This window comes from Dyella jiangningensis, assembly GCF_003264855.1.
GTDB classification, from domain to species: domain Bacteria; phylum Pseudomonadota; class Gammaproteobacteria; order Xanthomonadales; family Rhodanobacteraceae; genus Dyella; species Dyella jiangningensis_C.
Genome location: NZ_NFZS01000004.1, coordinates 1,065,817 through 1,079,748, shown reverse-complemented (window position 1 = coordinate 1,079,748; position 13,932 = coordinate 1,065,817). Strand labels below are relative to the sequence as shown.

The 13,932-nt window shown below is 64.2% G+C and carries 17 protein-coding genes and 1 tRNA gene; 13 read left to right on the top strand and 5 right to left on the bottom strand.

Annotation, left to right across the window (positions count from 1 at the left end; all coding sequences use genetic code 11):
- Positions 1 to 78: 78 nt before the first annotated feature.
- Entirely contained in the window at positions 79 to 678 is a 600-nt protein-coding gene (locus CA260_RS17475) for an RIO1 family regulatory kinase/ATPase (RefSeq protein WP_111984456.1), read from the top strand.
- A gap of 312 nt (positions 679 to 990) precedes the next feature.
- Here the strand turns inward: CA260_RS17475 and CA260_RS17470 are convergent, their stop codons facing one another.
- Entirely contained in the window at positions 991 to 1,767 is a 777-nt protein-coding gene (locus tag CA260_RS17470) for a ferredoxin--NADP reductase (protein ID WP_111984273.1), read from the bottom strand.
- Positions 1,768 to 2,130: 363 nt separating this feature from the next.
- Here CA260_RS17470 and CA260_RS17465 point away from each other — a divergent pair, with 363 nt between their 5' ends.
- The 5 genes from CA260_RS17465 to CA260_RS17445 all read left to right on the top strand — a co-directional run bounded on the left by CA260_RS17465 (position 2,131) and on the right by CA260_RS17445 (position 6,277).
- Positions 2,131 to 2,760, top strand: a complete 630-nt coding sequence (locus CA260_RS17465) for a TMEM175 family protein (RefSeq protein ID WP_111984272.1) — start codon at positions 2,131 to 2,133, stop codon at positions 2,758 to 2,760.
- A 21-nt stretch (positions 2,761 to 2,781) separates the two neighbouring features.
- A complete protein-coding gene (gene dusA / locus CA260_RS17460; RefSeq protein WP_111984271.1) occupies positions 2,782 to 3,786 on the top strand; it encodes a tRNA dihydrouridine(20/20a) synthase DusA in 1,005 nt (334 codons plus the stop codon).
- 97 nt (positions 3,787 to 3,883) lie between these two features.
- Entirely contained in the window at positions 3,884 to 4,201 is a 318-nt protein-coding gene (locus CA260_RS17455; protein ID WP_111984270.1) for a PepSY domain-containing protein, read from the top strand.
- Positions 4,201 to 4,893, top strand: a complete 693-nt coding sequence (locus CA260_RS17450; RefSeq protein ID WP_038621324.1) for a response regulator transcription factor — start codon at positions 4,201 to 4,203, stop codon at positions 4,891 to 4,893. Before CA260_RS17455 ends, CA260_RS17450 begins: the two co-directional genes overlap by 1 nt.
- Positions 4,859 to 6,277 (top strand): ATP-binding protein, encoded by a 1,419-nt coding sequence (locus tag CA260_RS17445; protein ID WP_111984455.1) that lies wholly within the window; start codon positions 4,859 to 4,861, stop codon positions 6,275 to 6,277. Before CA260_RS17450 ends, CA260_RS17445 begins: the two co-directional genes overlap by 35 nt.
- A gap of 111 nt (positions 6,278 to 6,388) precedes the next feature.
- Here CA260_RS17445 and CA260_RS17440 read toward each other — a convergent pair whose 3' ends face one another.
- Both CA260_RS17440 and CA260_RS17435 read right to left on the bottom strand, forming a co-directional pair.
- Entirely contained in the window at positions 6,389 to 7,156 is a 768-nt protein-coding gene (locus CA260_RS17440) for a zinc-dependent peptidase (RefSeq protein ID WP_111984269.1), read from the bottom strand.
- A 12-nt stretch (positions 7,157 to 7,168) separates the two neighbouring features.
- The gene (locus tag CA260_RS17435; RefSeq protein ID WP_238149805.1) at positions 7,169 to 7,390 is read right to left on the bottom strand and encodes a hypothetical protein; all 222 of its coding nucleotides are present in this window, start codon (positions 7,388 to 7,390) and stop codon (positions 7,169 to 7,171) included.
- Between the two features lie 342 nt (positions 7,391 to 7,732).
- Between CA260_RS17435 and CA260_RS17430 the strand changes: the two genes are divergently transcribed.
- The 7 genes from CA260_RS17430 to CA260_RS17400 all read left to right on the top strand — a co-directional run bounded on the left by CA260_RS17430 (position 7,733) and on the right by CA260_RS17400 (position 12,633).
- Positions 7,733 to 8,704 carry a biotin--[acetyl-CoA-carboxylase] ligase gene (locus tag CA260_RS17430; protein ID WP_111984267.1) on the top strand — a complete coding sequence of 324 codons (972 nt, stop codon included), beginning with the start codon at positions 7,733 to 7,735 and terminating at the stop codon, positions 8,702 to 8,704.
- Entirely contained in the window at positions 8,701 to 9,459 is a 759-nt protein-coding gene (locus CA260_RS17425) for a type III pantothenate kinase (RefSeq protein WP_111984266.1), read from the top strand. The genes CA260_RS17430 and CA260_RS17425 overlap by 4 nt, the downstream gene beginning before the upstream one ends.
- A gap of 36 nt (positions 9,460 to 9,495) precedes the next feature.
- A complete protein-coding gene (locus CA260_RS17420; RefSeq protein ID WP_111984265.1) occupies positions 9,496 to 10,218 on the top strand; it encodes an SPOR domain-containing protein in 723 nt (240 codons plus the stop codon).
- A 35-nt stretch (positions 10,219 to 10,253) separates the two neighbouring features.
- Positions 10,254 to 10,329, top strand: a tRNA-Thr gene (locus tag CA260_RS17415).
- A gap of 163 nt (positions 10,330 to 10,492) precedes the next feature.
- Positions 10,493 to 11,737, top strand: a complete 1,245-nt coding sequence (locus CA260_RS17410) for a tyrosine-type recombinase/integrase (protein ID WP_172461884.1) — start codon at positions 10,493 to 10,495, stop codon at positions 11,735 to 11,737.
- A 223-nt stretch (positions 11,738 to 11,960) separates the two neighbouring features.
- The gene (locus CA260_RS17405) at positions 11,961 to 12,257 is read left to right on the top strand and encodes an ADP-ribosyl-(dinitrogen reductase) hydrolase (protein WP_111984264.1); all 297 of its coding nucleotides are present in this window, start codon (positions 11,961 to 11,963) and stop codon (positions 12,255 to 12,257) included.
- Between the two features lie 10 nt (positions 12,258 to 12,267).
- Entirely contained in the window at positions 12,268 to 12,633 is a 366-nt protein-coding gene (locus CA260_RS17400) for a hypothetical protein (protein ID WP_191983778.1), read from the top strand.
- An 80-nt stretch (positions 12,634 to 12,713) separates the two neighbouring features.
- Here the strand turns inward: CA260_RS17400 and CA260_RS17395 are convergent, their stop codons facing one another.
- Both CA260_RS17395 and CA260_RS20985 read right to left on the bottom strand, forming a co-directional pair.
- Positions 12,714 to 13,067 (bottom strand): DUF2513 domain-containing protein, encoded by a 354-nt coding sequence (locus tag CA260_RS17395; RefSeq protein WP_172461883.1) that lies wholly within the window; start codon positions 13,065 to 13,067, stop codon positions 12,714 to 12,716.
- Positions 13,068 to 13,133: 66 nt separating this feature from the next.
- Positions 13,134 to 13,838: a hypothetical protein gene (locus CA260_RS20985; protein WP_146745371.1), complete on the bottom strand. Its 705-nt coding sequence runs from the start codon at positions 13,836 to 13,838 to the stop codon at positions 13,134 to 13,136.
- Positions 13,839 to 13,932: the final 94 nt, after the last annotated feature.

The window sequence follows — 13,932 nt, the reverse complement described above, 5'->3', positions numbered from 1 at the left end:
CGGCGCGCCGTAGGCGGATACATAGTGGATACCTCGGGCGACACCCTGTTGAAGGCCGACGAGCTCGGCCGCATCGAAATGGTCGAACGCAACGGCGTGCGCGTGATCCGGCGCGACATCGCGGCGGCACGCTGGTGGGCGCGTGCATTCGCGCGTCGTGCGGCGGCGCGCGAGGCGCGGGCGCTCGCGAAGCTCGATGGCATCGATGGCGTCCCCGTCTTGCTGGGTTGGGACGGCCGCGAACTCCTGCGTGGCTATATCGCCGGCGCGCCGATGCAACAGGCGCAGCCGCGAGACCGCGCCTATTACCGCGACGCACTGCGCCTGCTGGCGGTGCTGCATCGCCGGGGCATCGTGCACAACGATCTGGCCAAGGAGCCGAACTGGCTGGTGCGCACGGATGGACGCCCCGCACTGGTGGACTTCCAGATCGCCTGGACCCGCGGCCGTCGCGGCGCGCTGTTCCGCTTGCTCGCGCGCGAGGATCTGCGTCACCTGCTCAAGCACAAACGCACCTACTGCCCCGAGGCGTTGAGTGCACGCCAGCGCACGATCCTCGATACGCCGGCGCCGCATTCGCGGCTGTGGCGTGCGACCGGCAAGCGTCTCTACAAGCTCATTGCGCGTCGCGTGTTCGGGTATTGGGACAATGAAGGGCAAGGCCGCGTACGCGACTGAAGGAACGAAGTTGTAGGAGCGCACCCAGTGCGCGACCGCAGACTCGCCGGATCACCTCGATCGAACGGTAGTCGCCCGATCGGCTCATCGTCTCATCGCGTGTTCGGTATTGGGACAACGAGGGCCAAGGTCGCGTGCGCGACTGAAGGCGCGACGCCTCCGCATTGTAGGAGTGCACCCAGTGCGCGACCGCAGAGCACCGGATCACCTCGATCGAACGGTTGTCGCCCGATCGGCGTCATCGTCTCATCGCTTCGTCGGCTTTTCGCGCACTGGGTGCGCTCCTACACAAAGCGCGACGAAGGCGTGATGTTACTTCTCGACAAACGCACGCTCGATCACGTAATCGCCCGGCTCACGCGTACGCGGCGACACCTGGAAACCACGCTCGTCGAGCAGCACGCAGGTGTCGTTCAACATCGACGGACTGCCACACAGCATCACGCGGTCGGTGGCCGGGTCGAGCGGCGGCAGGCCGATGGCGGTGCTCATCGAGCCGTTGACGATGTTGTCGGTGATGCGGCCGCGGTTGCGGAACGGCTCGCGCGTCACAGTCGGGTAGTAGATCAGCTTCTCGCGGACCAGCTCGCCCAGGTATTCTTGCTGCGGCAGCTCGTTTTCCAGGTAGTCCTGGTAGGCGAGGTCGTTGATGTTGCGCACCCCGTGCGCAATCACGATCTTCTCGAAACGCTCATAGGTTTCCGGATCGCGCACCAGGCTGAGGAACGGCGCGAGGCCCGTGCCCGTGCCCAGCAGGTACAGGTGCTTGCCCGGCTTGAGGTCGTTGAGCACCAGCGTGCCGGTGGGCTTGCGGCTGACGATGATCGGATCACCGGGCTTCAGGTGCTGCAGACGCGAGGTCAGCGGGCCGTTCGGCACCTTGATGCTGAAGAACTCCAGGTGCTCCTCGTAGTTCGCGCTGGCGATCGAGTAGGCGCGCATCAGCGGGCGGCCATCGACCTCCAGGCCGATCATCACGAACTGGCCGCTGTCGAAGCGGAAGCCAGGGTCGCGCGTCGTGCGGAAACTGAAGAGGCTGTCGTTCCAGTGGTGCACGTCGATCACGTGCTCCGTCGCCAATGCCACCATTGCCGGGTACCGTCGTAGAAATGAGAAAGCTGCGGACAGCAGCGCCAGCCAGAGGCCGGCGCCGGGACTCGTGTGGGGAGGGCGATAAGTCGCTGCGCCTGACGAGTGCTGCCTTGGTGCAGCGTATGGGCGTGCATTATGCCATCGGGCGCCGTGCCGTTCATGATCGGGTCCCGACCGCGTTCTGGTGTCGGCTTGGGGCCGGGATCCTGCGCTGGCGCGGCGTTGAGCGGCTTTGTGCATGAGCGAAAGGCCGGCCGCACTCGCGAGGGGAGAATCGCTGCGGCATCATGTCGCGAGAGGCGGCATGCTTGGGGAAGGGCGACAGCGTAGCGGCCCGCCGCCGACATCAGGGGAAAGGACATGACGCAGGGAACGGACGCGCCGGCCACACAGGGGCAGGCAGCGCAAAAGCATCTGGAGCGGCTGGTGATGTTGTCCGATGGCATCTTCGCCATCGCGATCACCCTTTCGGCGATCGAGATACGGCCCGAGGAGGGCGAAGGCCTGACGTTGTGGCAGGCATGGGCGCCGTCCCTGCTGGTGTATTTCCTCAGCTTCTTCCTGATCGGCGTGATCTGGATGGCCCATCGACTCATCGTGTCCCATCTGCGCGACATCGATGGGCCGGGGACCATCATCAACATGGTGCTGTTGAGCCTGGTGGCGCTGATGCCCGTGGTGGTGCGCTTTGCGTTGACCCATTCCTCGGAGCAGGGCTCGTATCTCGTCTACGCGCTGGCCTTCGCGGTCCTTTATGCCGGCCTGGCTGCGCTGTGGGGCTACGTCGCCTTCAAGGCCAGGTTGACCACGCATATTTCCGCCGCAGCCACGCGCGAACTGCTCTACAAGCTCTGCTTCGCGGTGGCCTTTTTCGCCACCGTGGCGGCCTACCAGCTCGGCTCGCTCGTCGGCACGGCGATCTGTGCGCTGGTGGCCGTGCCGCTGAGGTGGCTGGCCTGGCGCCAGGGGCAGCCGTCCGCGGCCTCCTGAGCCAGCCGGTACAATAGGGGTATGTCAGCCCCCGCCGAATCCCCCCGCCAGCCGCTGCAAAAGGACGACTGGCGCCTCACCGTCGCGCCCATGATGGACTGGACGGACCGCCACTGCCGGTATTTCCACCGGCTGCTGTCGCCTCATGCCCGCCTGTACACCGAGATGGTGACCAGCGCCGCACTGGTGCGCGGCAAGCAGTTGCGCCTGCTGGAACACAGCCAGCAGGAGCACCCGGTGGCGCTGCAGCTGGGCGGCAGCGAGCCGGAGGAGCTGGCCATTGCCGCCCGGTACGGTGCCGACGCCGGCTACGACGAAATCAACCTCAACGTGGGTTGCCCGTCCGACCGCGTGCAGTCGGGGCGCTTCGGCGCCTGCCTGATGCGCGAGCCAGCGCTGGTGGGTGATTGCGTGAAGGCCATGCGCGAGGCGGTCGCCATACCCGTCACCGTGAAGTGCCGCATTGGCGTGGACGATCAGGACGACTACGCCGATCTGCAGCAATTCACCGAAACCATGATCAGTGCCGGCGTCGAAGTGCTGGTGGTGCATGCGCGCAAAGCCTGGCTGCAGGGGCTCAGCCCCAAGGAAAACCGCGAGATTCCGCCGCTCAACTACGAGCGCGTATATCGCCTCAAGCGCGAGTTCCCGGACCTGGTCATCGTGATCAACGGCGGCATCACCACAGCGGACGAAGTGCAGGCGCATCTCGCCCAGGTCGACGGCGTGATGCTGGGTCGCGCGGCGTATCACGACCCCTACGTGCTCGCGAAGGTCGAGGCCGCGCTTTACGGCGAGCCCATGCCGACGCGCGAGGATGTGCTGCTGCGGCTGCGTCCCTACGTTGAGGCCGAGCTGGCCCGCGGCACCGCGCTCAAGCACATCAGTCGCCACATCCTGGGGCTTTACCAGGGCGAACCGGGGGCCCGCGGATTCCGCCGCCGGCTCAGCGAGGGCGCCCATTTGCCCGGTGCCGGCTGGTCATTGATTGAGCAAGCCATCGCGCAACCCCGGGTGGCGGCGTGACGCCGTCCGGTTATCCGGTCAATATTCAGCCCCGATTCCATAGTCTGAACGACGATGCGTTTCCGCCCCGCGGAATGATTTGGGTCTGTTTAACGAAATGAAAACAATTCTTCGCCCCCTGGTATTGCTGCTGTTGCTGTCGGCCGGTCCGGCCGTCTGGGCAGCGCAATCGGCCGAGCCGGCGCTGTCGCTGGAGCAGGCCGTGGTCCAGGTGCAGAAGGAGACGGGCGGCAAGGTGTTGTCGGCCAGTACCGTGCGGCGCGGACGCAGCTCCTTCGAACATCGTGTCAAGGTACTCACGCCGGAAGGGCACGTACGCGTGGTGACCGTAACGACGGAAGCGGCCAAGGCCGGTTCCGGTGATTCGACCAAGAACCCGTCCAGTGACGGCGAGAGCAACAAGGAGAAACACTGATGCGCATCCTTTTGGTTGAGGACGAGGCGCCGCTGCGCGAAACGCTCGCTGCCCGCCTGAAGCGCGATGGTTTTGCCGTCGATGCAGCTCAGGACGGTGAGGAAGGCATGTACCTCGGTCGCGAGGTGCCGTTCGACCTGGCGATCATCGACTTGGGGTTGCCCAAGATGTCGGGCATGGACCTGATCCGGTCGCTGCGCGAGGCCGGTCAGCGCTATCCCATCCTGATCCTCACCGCCCGCGGCGGCTGGCAGGACAAGGTGGAGGGCCTCAAGCATGGCGCCGACGATTACCTCGTCAAGCCGTTCCACGTCGAGGAGCTGCTGGCCCGCATCAATGCGCTGGTGCGCCGTGCGAGCGGCTGGTCCAAGCCGGTGCTGGCCTGCGGCCCGATCAAGCTGGACACCACCGCGCAGACGGTGACCGTGGAAGGCAAGCCGGTCGACCTCACCAGCTACGAGTACAAGGTGCTGGAATACCTGATGCTGCATGCGGGCGAGCTGGTCTCCAAGGCCGACCTCACCGAGCACATCTACCAGCAGGATTTCGATCGCGACTCCAACGTGCTGGAGGTCTTCATCGGCCGTCTGCGCAGGAAGCTCGATCCGGAAGGCAACCTCAAGCCCATCGAGACGGTACGTGGACGCGGATACCGCTTTGCCATCCCACGCAGCGAAAGCGACGACGAATGATCCGCCACCGCCGCGCCGCCCGTTTTCACTGGCGGCGCGCGCGGCTCTGGCCACGGGCTTTGTGCTGGCAGCCTTTCTTGGCGTGGTCGGCCTCACCCTCACGCGTACCGCAGCCGACAGCGCACTGAAGGGACTGCAGGACCGCCTGCAGAACTTCGTCGTGGCTTATCTCGCAGGCACCGAAGTCGGCCGTTCCGGCAAGGTGCTGCTGCCTGACACGCCACCTGATCCGAGCTTTTCGCGGCCGGGCTCGGGGCTTTATGCCGTCGCCATCGGCGACAACGGTTTCCGCTGGGAGTCGCCGTCGGCCATCGGTCGCGACTTCGGTTTCCTGCATCCGCTCGAGCCGGGGCAGGGGCAGTTCGTCGGCCCGGTCGAAACGCGCATGGGCCGCCTGTACTACTACGTCTACGGCGTCGCGCTCGACACCTCCGAGAAAAAATCGGTGCACCTCACCTTCATGGTGGCGCAGACCGAAGACCAGCTCGAAGGCCGCAACGCGGTGTTCCGGCGCAGCCTGATCTTCTGGCTGTCGTCGCTGGGCGTGATGTTGATCCTGCTGCAGATGCTGCTGCTGCGCTGGAGCCTTACCCCGCTGCGCAAGGTGGCCAACGAGATGTCACGCGTGGAGCGCGGCGATCGCGATCACCTGGGCGACCAGTATCCGGCCGAACTCATGGGACTCACCCAGCGCATCAACGCCTTCATCGACAGCGAACGCGAACAGCGCGTGCGCACGCGCAATACGCTGGCCGATCTTGCGCACAGCCTGAAGACGCCGCTCGCCGTGGTGCGTTCCAGCCTGGAAAGCGCCAGCGGAGAATCAGGCCTGCGCGACACCGTGCTCGAGCAGGTGCGCAAGATGGACGAGCTGGTGGCGTACCAGCTGGCGCGCGCGGCCACGTCCGGCCGACAGACGTTCGCCACCACCGCGATTCCCATCGCCGGTCACGCCGAAGACCTCGTGCAGAGTCTGGAAAAGGTGTACGCGGCCAAGAACGTGTTGTGCGAATTCGACATCGACGACAACGCCGCGTTCTACGGCGAGCAGGGCGACCTGCTCGAATTGATGGGCAACCTGCTGGAGAACGCCTTCAAGTGGGCGCGCCATCGCGTGCTGCTGGTGGTGAAGATGCGCCCGGTGGCGGGTCGTCCACGCCCCGGCCTGTGGCTGAGCGTGGAAGACGATGGCCCGGGCATTGACGACGACAAGATCGAGAGCGTGCTGCAGCGTGGCGTGCGTGGCGACGAACGCGTGCAGGGCCATGGCATTGGTCTCTCCATCGTGCAGGACGTCATCCGCGCCTATGGCGGCGAATTGCAGGTCGATCGTTCGCCGGAATTCAATGGCGCTCGTTTCAGCGTGAAGTTGCCGCCGGGCTGAGGCTTTCGCTTTTTTGTAGGAGCGCACCCAGTGCGCGATAAGCGTTACGGCGTTACTGCTCCGTAGGCTTTTCGCGCACTGGGTGCGCTCCTACAGGAAAAAAGCCTGGTTTCAACCCGGCGCTGGCGAGGGCCCGTAATACGCCGTCAGCAACGCCGCCACCGCCGCATCCGCCCTTCGCAGCACGCCCGGCTGCGACCAGTGCAACTCGCTCACCACGGCAAAGAATTCATCCGCGCTTTCCGCCGCATACGGATCGATCAGCGTGTCGCGGCCTCGCGCCACGTCGTTGGAAAGATGATCGAACGCGCGCTGGAACGCCACGATCCATTGGCGCCGCGGAATCTGCGGTGGCAGCGGCGGCACGCCGTCGGATGCGCCATCGAGCATGTCGAGCTTGTGCGCGATTTCGTGCACGACCACGTTGAAGCCATCCCACGGTTGTTCGAGATCCAACTGCACGTCGGCAAGCGACAACACCAGCGGGCCGCGCTCCCACGCTTCGCCGATCAGCACGTCATCGCTTTCGGTGACCACGCCGCTGTGATCGTCGTGGTGGCTGCGCCGCACCTTGAATTCGCCCGGATAGACCAGGATCTCACGCCATCCGCGAAGGGCATGCGGGCCGTGGCGCAACAAGGGCAGGCAGGCCTGCATGGCGATCAGCAACTGCAGCGACGGCGTCAGCTCCGCACCGGCCAACGCGTGGAAGCGCTTGCGCGCGAGAAATACCGCGGCAAGCTGGCGCAACTCATCCTGGCGCGCGCGATCCAGCCGCCGCGCCAACGGGCAGGCAGCCACGGCGTCACGCCACGAGGCTTCGGAGATCGGAGGAGGAGTCAGGTAGGCGCGGACGCGCCGCCACCAGGAGTCCGGCACGGGCCTGGGGCTTTACTGGATGGAACCGGGCAACAACGACTGCCAGCCGAGTGTGGCGCGGCGGTTGCTGCGCGCCGGCGAGACCGGATTCGGGCCTGGGCAGCTGTCGCTGCTCGAGGACGAGGAGGAGCCGGACGACACCGGGGCTTCACGCGACAGGCCCAGCGCATCGCCGCCGCTGCTGGCGCCCGCGCCTTCGTGGTTGCTGGAACTGTTGTCGAGCGAACGCTGCATCGTGGACAAATCCTGGCCGTCAGCGTCCATGGCCGACGCGACACCGAGGCCGCCGACGCATAGAGCGCATCCGATCAAGAACTTCCCGATAGCCACGGCGGCTCAACCCCTTGATCCGCAATCCAAGATCCCGATGCTGGCAGAAACGGGGGGCTGATGCCAGTGCCCTGAAACGGTACGAAAAATGCCGCGAATCCCAGAAGTCATGGGACGCAGGCGTGGCCATGGCCTGCGGCTCTGTCGCAGGGCAAGTTAGAATTCTCCGATGCGTCGTCTCTTCTTCTTGTCCCTTCTTGTCTGTCGTGCCGTGGCCCGTGGCGCGTCGGATATGGGCGCGCGGTAATGCAGGCGCAGGAGCTGCTCATGGCGCTGGCTGAAGGAAGCACAATTTCCGGTGCCCAGCTGGCCGAGCGCGCCGGCGTCACCCGCGCGGCGATCTGGAAGCAGGTGGAATCGCTGCGCGCTCGCGGCGTGCCGGTGCAATCGCAGGGTACGGCGGGCTATCGCCTGCCATGGCCGCTGCAACTGCTGGACGTGTCGGCGATCCGGGCGGCGCTGTCGCCATCCACGCGTGCGTCGCTGGGCGAGCTGGAATTGCACTGGGAGATCGACTCAACCTCCAGTGAGATCCAGCGCCGCGCGACCACGCTGCCTGACCTGAGCGTGATCCTCGCCGAGACGCAGAGCGCTGGCCGTGGGCGTCGCGGACGCAGCTGGTTGTCGCCGCCGGGCCTCAACATCTATCTGTCCTGCCTCAAGCGATTCGATGCGGGCTTCGCCTCGTTGTCGGGTCTGTCGCTGGCGGTGGGCGTCATCGTGATGCGTACGCTGGCGACGCTGGGCATTGAGGGCGCCGGTCTCAAATGGCCGAACGACGTGCTGAGCGATGCCGGCAAGCTGGCGGGCATCCTGGTGGAGCTGAGTGGCGAGTACCAGGGGCCGTGCGCCGCGATCATCGGTGTCGGCCTCAACGTGCGGCTCACGCCGGTGTTGCGTGAGCAGGCCGGCCAGCCGGTGAACGATCTGGTCGGTCTCGCCGGTGGCGTGGCGCCGGATCGCAACCGCGTCGCCGCTGCCTTGATCGGTGCGCTGGTGGAAGGGCTGGGGCAGTTTGAGCGCAAAGGCTTTGGCGCATTCGTCGACGAGTACGCCGCGCACGACCTGCTGCATGCCAAGGCGTTGCGCGTGCAGGGCGCCCAGGGTTCGATGGACGGCGTGGGCGCCGGCGTCGATGCGCGCGGCGCGTTGCTGCTGCAGACCGCCGAGGGCGTGCACAGCATCGACAGCGCCGACGTTTCGGTGCGTCGCACATGAGGCTGCTGCTGGATCTGGGCAATACGCGCCTGAAGTGGGCGCTGCGCGAAGGCGCCGGCTGGCATGCGCATGGCGCGGTGGCATGGAACGAAGACGTCGTGCTCTCACTGCACGAGGCCTGGCGCAGCCTGCCGGTACCTGGCGATGTGTTCGGCGCTTCCGTGGTCGATACGGGACGCGAGGCGCAAGTGGCGGCGGTCGTCGCCGCGTGTTTCGCGCGCGACATCGAATGGCTGCGCACGCCGGCCCAGGCGTGCGGCATTCGCAATGCCTACCCCGAGCCGGCGCGTCTTGGCGTGGATCGTTTCCTCGCGATGGTGGCGGCCCACGCCGACGAGCCCATCGCCTGCGTGCTTGCCGGTTTGGGCACGGCATTAACGCTCGACGCACTGACGGCCGATGGCCAGCATCTGGGTGGCTTGATCGCGCCGGGACCGCAGCTGATGCAGCAGTCCTTGCTCGGAGCCACCACGCGCGTGCAGGTGGAACGGCCGGGGCAGGTGCTGGACGTGGCGGACAACACGCCCGACGCGGTGGCCTCCGGATGCTGGCAGGCGACGGCCGCCTTGATCGAGCGCTTCGTTTCGCACATGGCCGCCTCGCTGGGCGGCTCGCCGGTGCTTATCCTCGGTGGTGGCGACGCGGAGGCCGTGCTGCCTCTGCTCGCCGTGCCCGCGCGGCTCAGCAACGACAGCGTATTGCGTGGTCTGGCTGTGTGGTCGGATGCACATTCCCCCGTGGCGCCGGCTCTCTAGAATGCCGGCTCTGGTCGTTTGCATGACGGATCCAAGATGTTCCTGCGCCTGCTGTTCGTTCTGCTGATCGCACTCAATATCGCGGTAGGCGCGTGGCTGTTGCTCGGCCAGGACGACGTGCACGGGCGCAGCGCCACCGATGCGGGCGTGCCCGAACTGCATCTGCTCAGCGAACGGCCGGCACCGCCCGCGTCTGCGGCTTCCGCCGTGCCCGGCGCGCCTGCTTCCGTGGCCGACGCGCCGGCAGCGTCCACGGCATCGACTCCACCGGCCCCGACGCCGACGCCAGTGACGCCGCCACGGCAGACGTCCTACACCTGCATGGCACTGGGCCCGTTCGCCACCCAGGTGGACATGCGCACTGCCCGCAGCGCTCTCAGCAACCAGGCGGCGCGCATGCGTTCGCGCCAGGAGCAGACCACGCAGACCACCGGCTGGTGGGTTTATCTGCCCGGCGGCGGCAGTCGCGAACGGGCCCTGGAACTGGGGCGCCGTCTCAGCGCCGCGAACGTGGGCGAATACTTCATCGTGAGCAGTGGCGATCAGTCCAACACGATCTCGCTCGGCCTGTTCAAGGATCCGGCCAATGCCCGCCGTCGCCGCGACCAGGTCGTGTCGGCCGGCTTTCCCGCCCAGATGAGCGAGCGCACGGAAAGCGTTCCCGAGTACTGGCTGGACGTGGTGATCGCCGACAACGGCCGTGCCGACTGGCGCAGCCGCGTGCACGGCGTGGGCTCGCACAGCACCGGCTGTTTTTGAGTCGCGGCGGCAGCCTGCTAGACTCCCCCTCCCATGCCGGTATAGCTCAGTTGGTAGAGCAACTGATTTGTAATCAGTAGGTCGCGGGTTCGACTCCTGCTGCCGGCACCAAAAGGTCATTCCGTGCGGTTCCATCAAATACCGCAAAAGCCCGAAAGCCCGCATAAGAGCGGGCTTTTTTGTGCCGATAGGTTCCATGTCATCCCGTTGAAGCCGGCGGTAAGTGACGGTAACTTTGGCGGTAGTTAGCTTTACCGTCATGGGTGTTACCGTCATGCCGCTTACCGATACGTCGATCCGGAAAACCAAGGCATCCGACAAGCCATTGAAACTCTCGGATGGTGCGGGCCTCTACCTGCTGCTCAACCCGAACGGGTCTCGCTGGTGGCGCTTCGACTATCGCAATGGCGGCAAGCGCAAGACGCTGAGCATGGGTACCTATCCGGATACCGGACTGGCTGACGCCCGAGAGAAGCGCAACGAGGCGCGGCGACTACTGGCGGCCGGCGTTGATCCTGGCGAACACCGGAAGGCCACTAAGGCGGCTGGCGCTGAGCGAGCCGCCAACAGCTTCGCGGTCATTGCCGAGGAGTGGCTGGCAAAGCAGGCCGGCCGGATGGCACCGGCTACGCTCGAGAAAGCCCGCTGGACCTTTGATGACCTGGTGTTCCCTTGGATGGGTGATCGGCCAATTGCCGATATCGACCCACCCGAGGTGTTGAGGTTGCTACGCCGGATCGAGGATCGGGGCGCCCACGAGACGGCTCACCGAACGAAGCAGCGTTGTGGCCAGGTCTTTCGCTATGCCATCGCAACCCATCGTGCCAGCCGTGACCCTACTGCGGACCTACGTGGCGCGCTGACGCCAGCCAAAACCACGCATCGCGCCGCGGTGACAGACCCTCTCAAGGTGGGCGAGCTGCTGCGTGCCATCGATGGTTACGCCGGTAGCTTTGTAGTGCGTTGCGCCTTGAAGCTGGCCCCGCTGGTTTTTGCGCGGCCTGGTGAACTGCGGCAAGCAGAGTGGTCGGAGGTCGACATGGAGGCGGCACTGTGGCGCATCCCTGCAGGAAAAATGAAGGTGCGCGAGGAGCACGCCATCCCACTATCGCCACAGGCCGTGGCCGTGCTGCGAGAGCTGAAACCACTGACGGGCAATGGCCGATTCGTGTTTCCCAGTGAGCGTAGCCGCCAGCGGCCGATGTCCGATGGGACCGTCAACGCAGCTCTGCGCAGAATGGGCTTCGACAAGGACACCATGACCGGCCATGGCTTCCGTGCAATGGCGTCAACCCGTCTCAACGAAATGGGATGGGCACCGGACGTGATCGAGCGCCAACTCGCACACGCCGAGCGAAACAAGGTGCGCGCCGCCTATAACCGCGCCCAATACATGGATGAACGCAAACGCATGATGCAGGCTTGGGCGGACTATCTAGACGGGCTCAGGGTAGCGGTCATCCCTGCGGTGCCGGCTGCGTCAAACCGTCTCCTGACGGCAGATACACTGCGCCGGTGAAGCTGGCGCAGTGTATCTGCTGTGGGTCGAATTCACGCAAGCTGCTGATATTTGGTCATTTTTATGAACAATGCGGGTGCTCGGCTGCATTATTCATCGGGGCATCATTTGGCTAAAGTTATTCTTGAACCGAGCGATGTATATACAGGTAAGCCTCTGGGCTATTGCGGAACATTCGGGTTTGTATATACATTGACGAGCATCACGTACAGGGACGTTCGAGATGGGCATCATCATCTCTGCAAAAGTGCAGCAGAAGCTGACTGACAAACACAGCGTCAGTCGGAAGGAGGTCGAAGAGGCCTTCGCGAATCGAACTGGCAAAATTCTTTATGACACTCGAGAAGAGCACCGCACGGATCCGCCGACCGTGTGGTTCGTTGCCTTCACCAATCATCGGCGCCTGCTGAAAGTTTGCTTCATCCCGAAGGAGGATGGGCTCCATATTCGTACCGCCTACAGCGCCAATGCTGAGGAGCTCGCGATCTACCGAGCTAAAGGGCAACCAAGTGACTTTTGAGGGAATGACCATGAACGCCAAGTCCAAAGCAGCCGAACAGCACGACCCGTGGGAATCGGGGGAGCTCGGTCGCAGCATGGACCACGCGGAAGTCATCAGCGATGACCTCTGTAGGGCTATCGACAGCTCGCTCAACCTGCATCCGGTATCCATTCGCCTGGAGCGTTCGCTCATTCAGAACTTGAAGTTCATAGCGGAATGTCGGGGCGTGGCCTATCAGCCGTTGATTCGCGACATGTTGAACCGTTTCGCTGTGAGCGAGATCAAGCAGATCATGAGTGAAAAGCTCGAGGAAGCAGAGCGTCGTGCGAAAGCGGCAGGCTCTGATCAAGGGCCTGTCGCCGAATATCTGGAAAGAGAGCGCAAGACGGCTTGAGTGCGCACTCACAGCCCCGCTTCGGCGGGGCTTTTTTTGTTTGCAACCTGCGGCTGGCGCAACAGCGAAAGGGCGCCGCGCTAGCCGGCGATCGCTGCCTTCATCGCTATCTCGGCGAGTGTCTTGATCGCGTCCAACGTCAAGCCGATGCCCTTTTCCTTGGCCTGCATTTTCACCTTTTCCCATGTGCTCTTCGGACGGATGCTGTCCAGGAATTCATGGCCAGCCCAGGTCATCCGAACAGCTTGACCAGAAATGGCTCCGCCGTGGTACTCGGTAATGTTTGCTTCGATCAATCCAGCGTCGTGCATCAGCTTGCAGTGGTAGCCGAAGACATTGGTATCTTGCCCGTCGTCGTGCACTACGACCCTATCGTGCCCAACTTCCTCCAGCTCAAGGAGGATTTGCCTCACCAGATCCCAATCACGTTTCATTCCGCATCCCATCTATCGGTTGTTCTTACATCGTGCAATCCAGCGAAAGATCCGTGCGCAAATACCTTACTGAGTGACGGCCTCAGACTGCACCGTACGCACTGGACGGCACTTCGTCGCATCGCAGTCAATGAGAAGGTCATACTGTCCGCAGGACGCGCGGAAGCCCTGGCCACTGGTGCGCGTGTTCGAACAGTTCTGATCCTTGGCAACTTGCTGGGCTCGCATCAGATCCAGCATGGCCACTTTGGTTTCCAAAGGGGCGTTTGCTGGCGCCGAAGGTCCACTAACACGCCCAGTATCGCCATTGCCTGCATGGTGTTCTTTCCATGCAGCTAGGGCACCTTCCATTACTCGGCCTGCTTCACCTGGGCCAACGTCATCACGCTCATTCTTTCCAAACGCGTTTTGATGCTCGATCCACGTATGGGCAGACACTTGGGCTCCGCCAGGCACATCGACAAAGCTCCATTGCAAATGAAAATCGGGATTGGATGCGCCGCGTTGTTCGACGGCCAGCGCCTTATACATCGTCTCCTTGAAGCTATCACCCATCGGGCGGGCACACTCCACCATGTAGGCAGAGCTGCTGATGATGCGTGCTCCACCGGTTCCGCAGAGGGCAGTGAAACGCGAGGCAAGATTTGATGCTTGCGCATTCGGGAATACAAGGGAGGCTGGCGGCGGTGGACCTTGTGGCGCTGTTGCGCAGCCGGCGACAACCACAGTGGCGACGATCAGCGCTGCGCACTTGATCAGTTGGATAGTCATAGTTCCTCCATGTGTCACTTCCATCGACCCATGCGAACCGTAATTCGCCCGGATCCCCCGGCGCGATTGTGCCAAAGATCCAGCGGATGACCGA

What these genes read in the sequence shown, in the direction of transcription:
- CA260_RS17465 (WP_111984272.1), top strand. Translation starts at nt 2,131, where the DNA reads ATGACGCAGGGAACGGACGCGCCGGCCACACAGGGGCAGGCAGCGCAA.
- dusA (WP_111984271.1), top strand. Translation starts at nt 2,782, where the DNA reads ATGTCAGCCCCCGCCGAATCCCCCCGCCAGCCGCTGCAAAAGGACGAC.
- CA260_RS17405 (WP_111984264.1), top strand. Translation starts at nt 11,961, where the DNA reads ATGGGCATCATCATCTCTGCAAAAGTGCAGCAGAAGCTGACTGACAAA.
- CA260_RS17425 (WP_111984266.1), top strand. Translation starts at nt 8,701, where the DNA reads ATGAGGCTGCTGCTGGATCTGGGCAATACGCGCCTGAAGTGGGCGCTG.
- CA260_RS17475 (WP_111984456.1), top strand. Translation starts at nt 79, where the DNA reads ATGGTCGAACGCAACGGCGTGCGCGTGATCCGGCGCGACATCGCGGCG.
- CA260_RS17455 (WP_111984270.1), top strand. Translation starts at nt 3,884, where the DNA reads ATGAAAACAATTCTTCGCCCCCTGGTATTGCTGCTGTTGCTGTCGGCC.
- CA260_RS17410 (WP_172461884.1), top strand. Translation starts at nt 10,493, where the DNA reads ATGCCGCTTACCGATACGTCGATCCGGAAAACCAAGGCATCCGACAAG.
- CA260_RS17430 (WP_111984267.1), top strand. Translation starts at nt 7,733, where the DNA reads ATGCAGGCGCAGGAGCTGCTCATGGCGCTGGCTGAAGGAAGCACAATT.
- CA260_RS17420 (WP_111984265.1), top strand. Translation starts at nt 9,496, where the DNA reads ATGTTCCTGCGCCTGCTGTTCGTTCTGCTGATCGCACTCAATATCGCG.
- CA260_RS17435 (WP_238149805.1), bottom strand. Translation starts at nt 7,390, where the DNA reads ATGCAGCGTTCGCTCGACAACAGTTCCAGCAACCACGAAGGCGCGGGC.
- CA260_RS17470 (WP_111984273.1), bottom strand. Translation starts at nt 1,767, where the DNA reads ATGGTGGCATTGGCGACGGAGCACGTGATCGACGTGCACCACTGGAAC.
- CA260_RS17395 (WP_172461883.1), bottom strand. Translation starts at nt 13,067, where the DNA reads ATGAAACGTGATTGGGATCTGGTGAGGCAAATCCTCCTTGAGCTGGAG.
- CA260_RS20985 (WP_146745371.1), bottom strand. Translation starts at nt 13,838, where the DNA reads ATGACTATCCAACTGATCAAGTGCGCAGCGCTGATCGTCGCCACTGTG.
- CA260_RS17450 (WP_038621324.1), top strand. Translation starts at nt 4,201, where the DNA reads ATGCGCATCCTTTTGGTTGAGGACGAGGCGCCGCTGCGCGAAACGCTC.
- CA260_RS17400 (WP_191983778.1), top strand. Translation starts at nt 12,268, where the DNA reads ATGAACGCCAAGTCCAAAGCAGCCGAACAGCACGACCCGTGGGAATCG.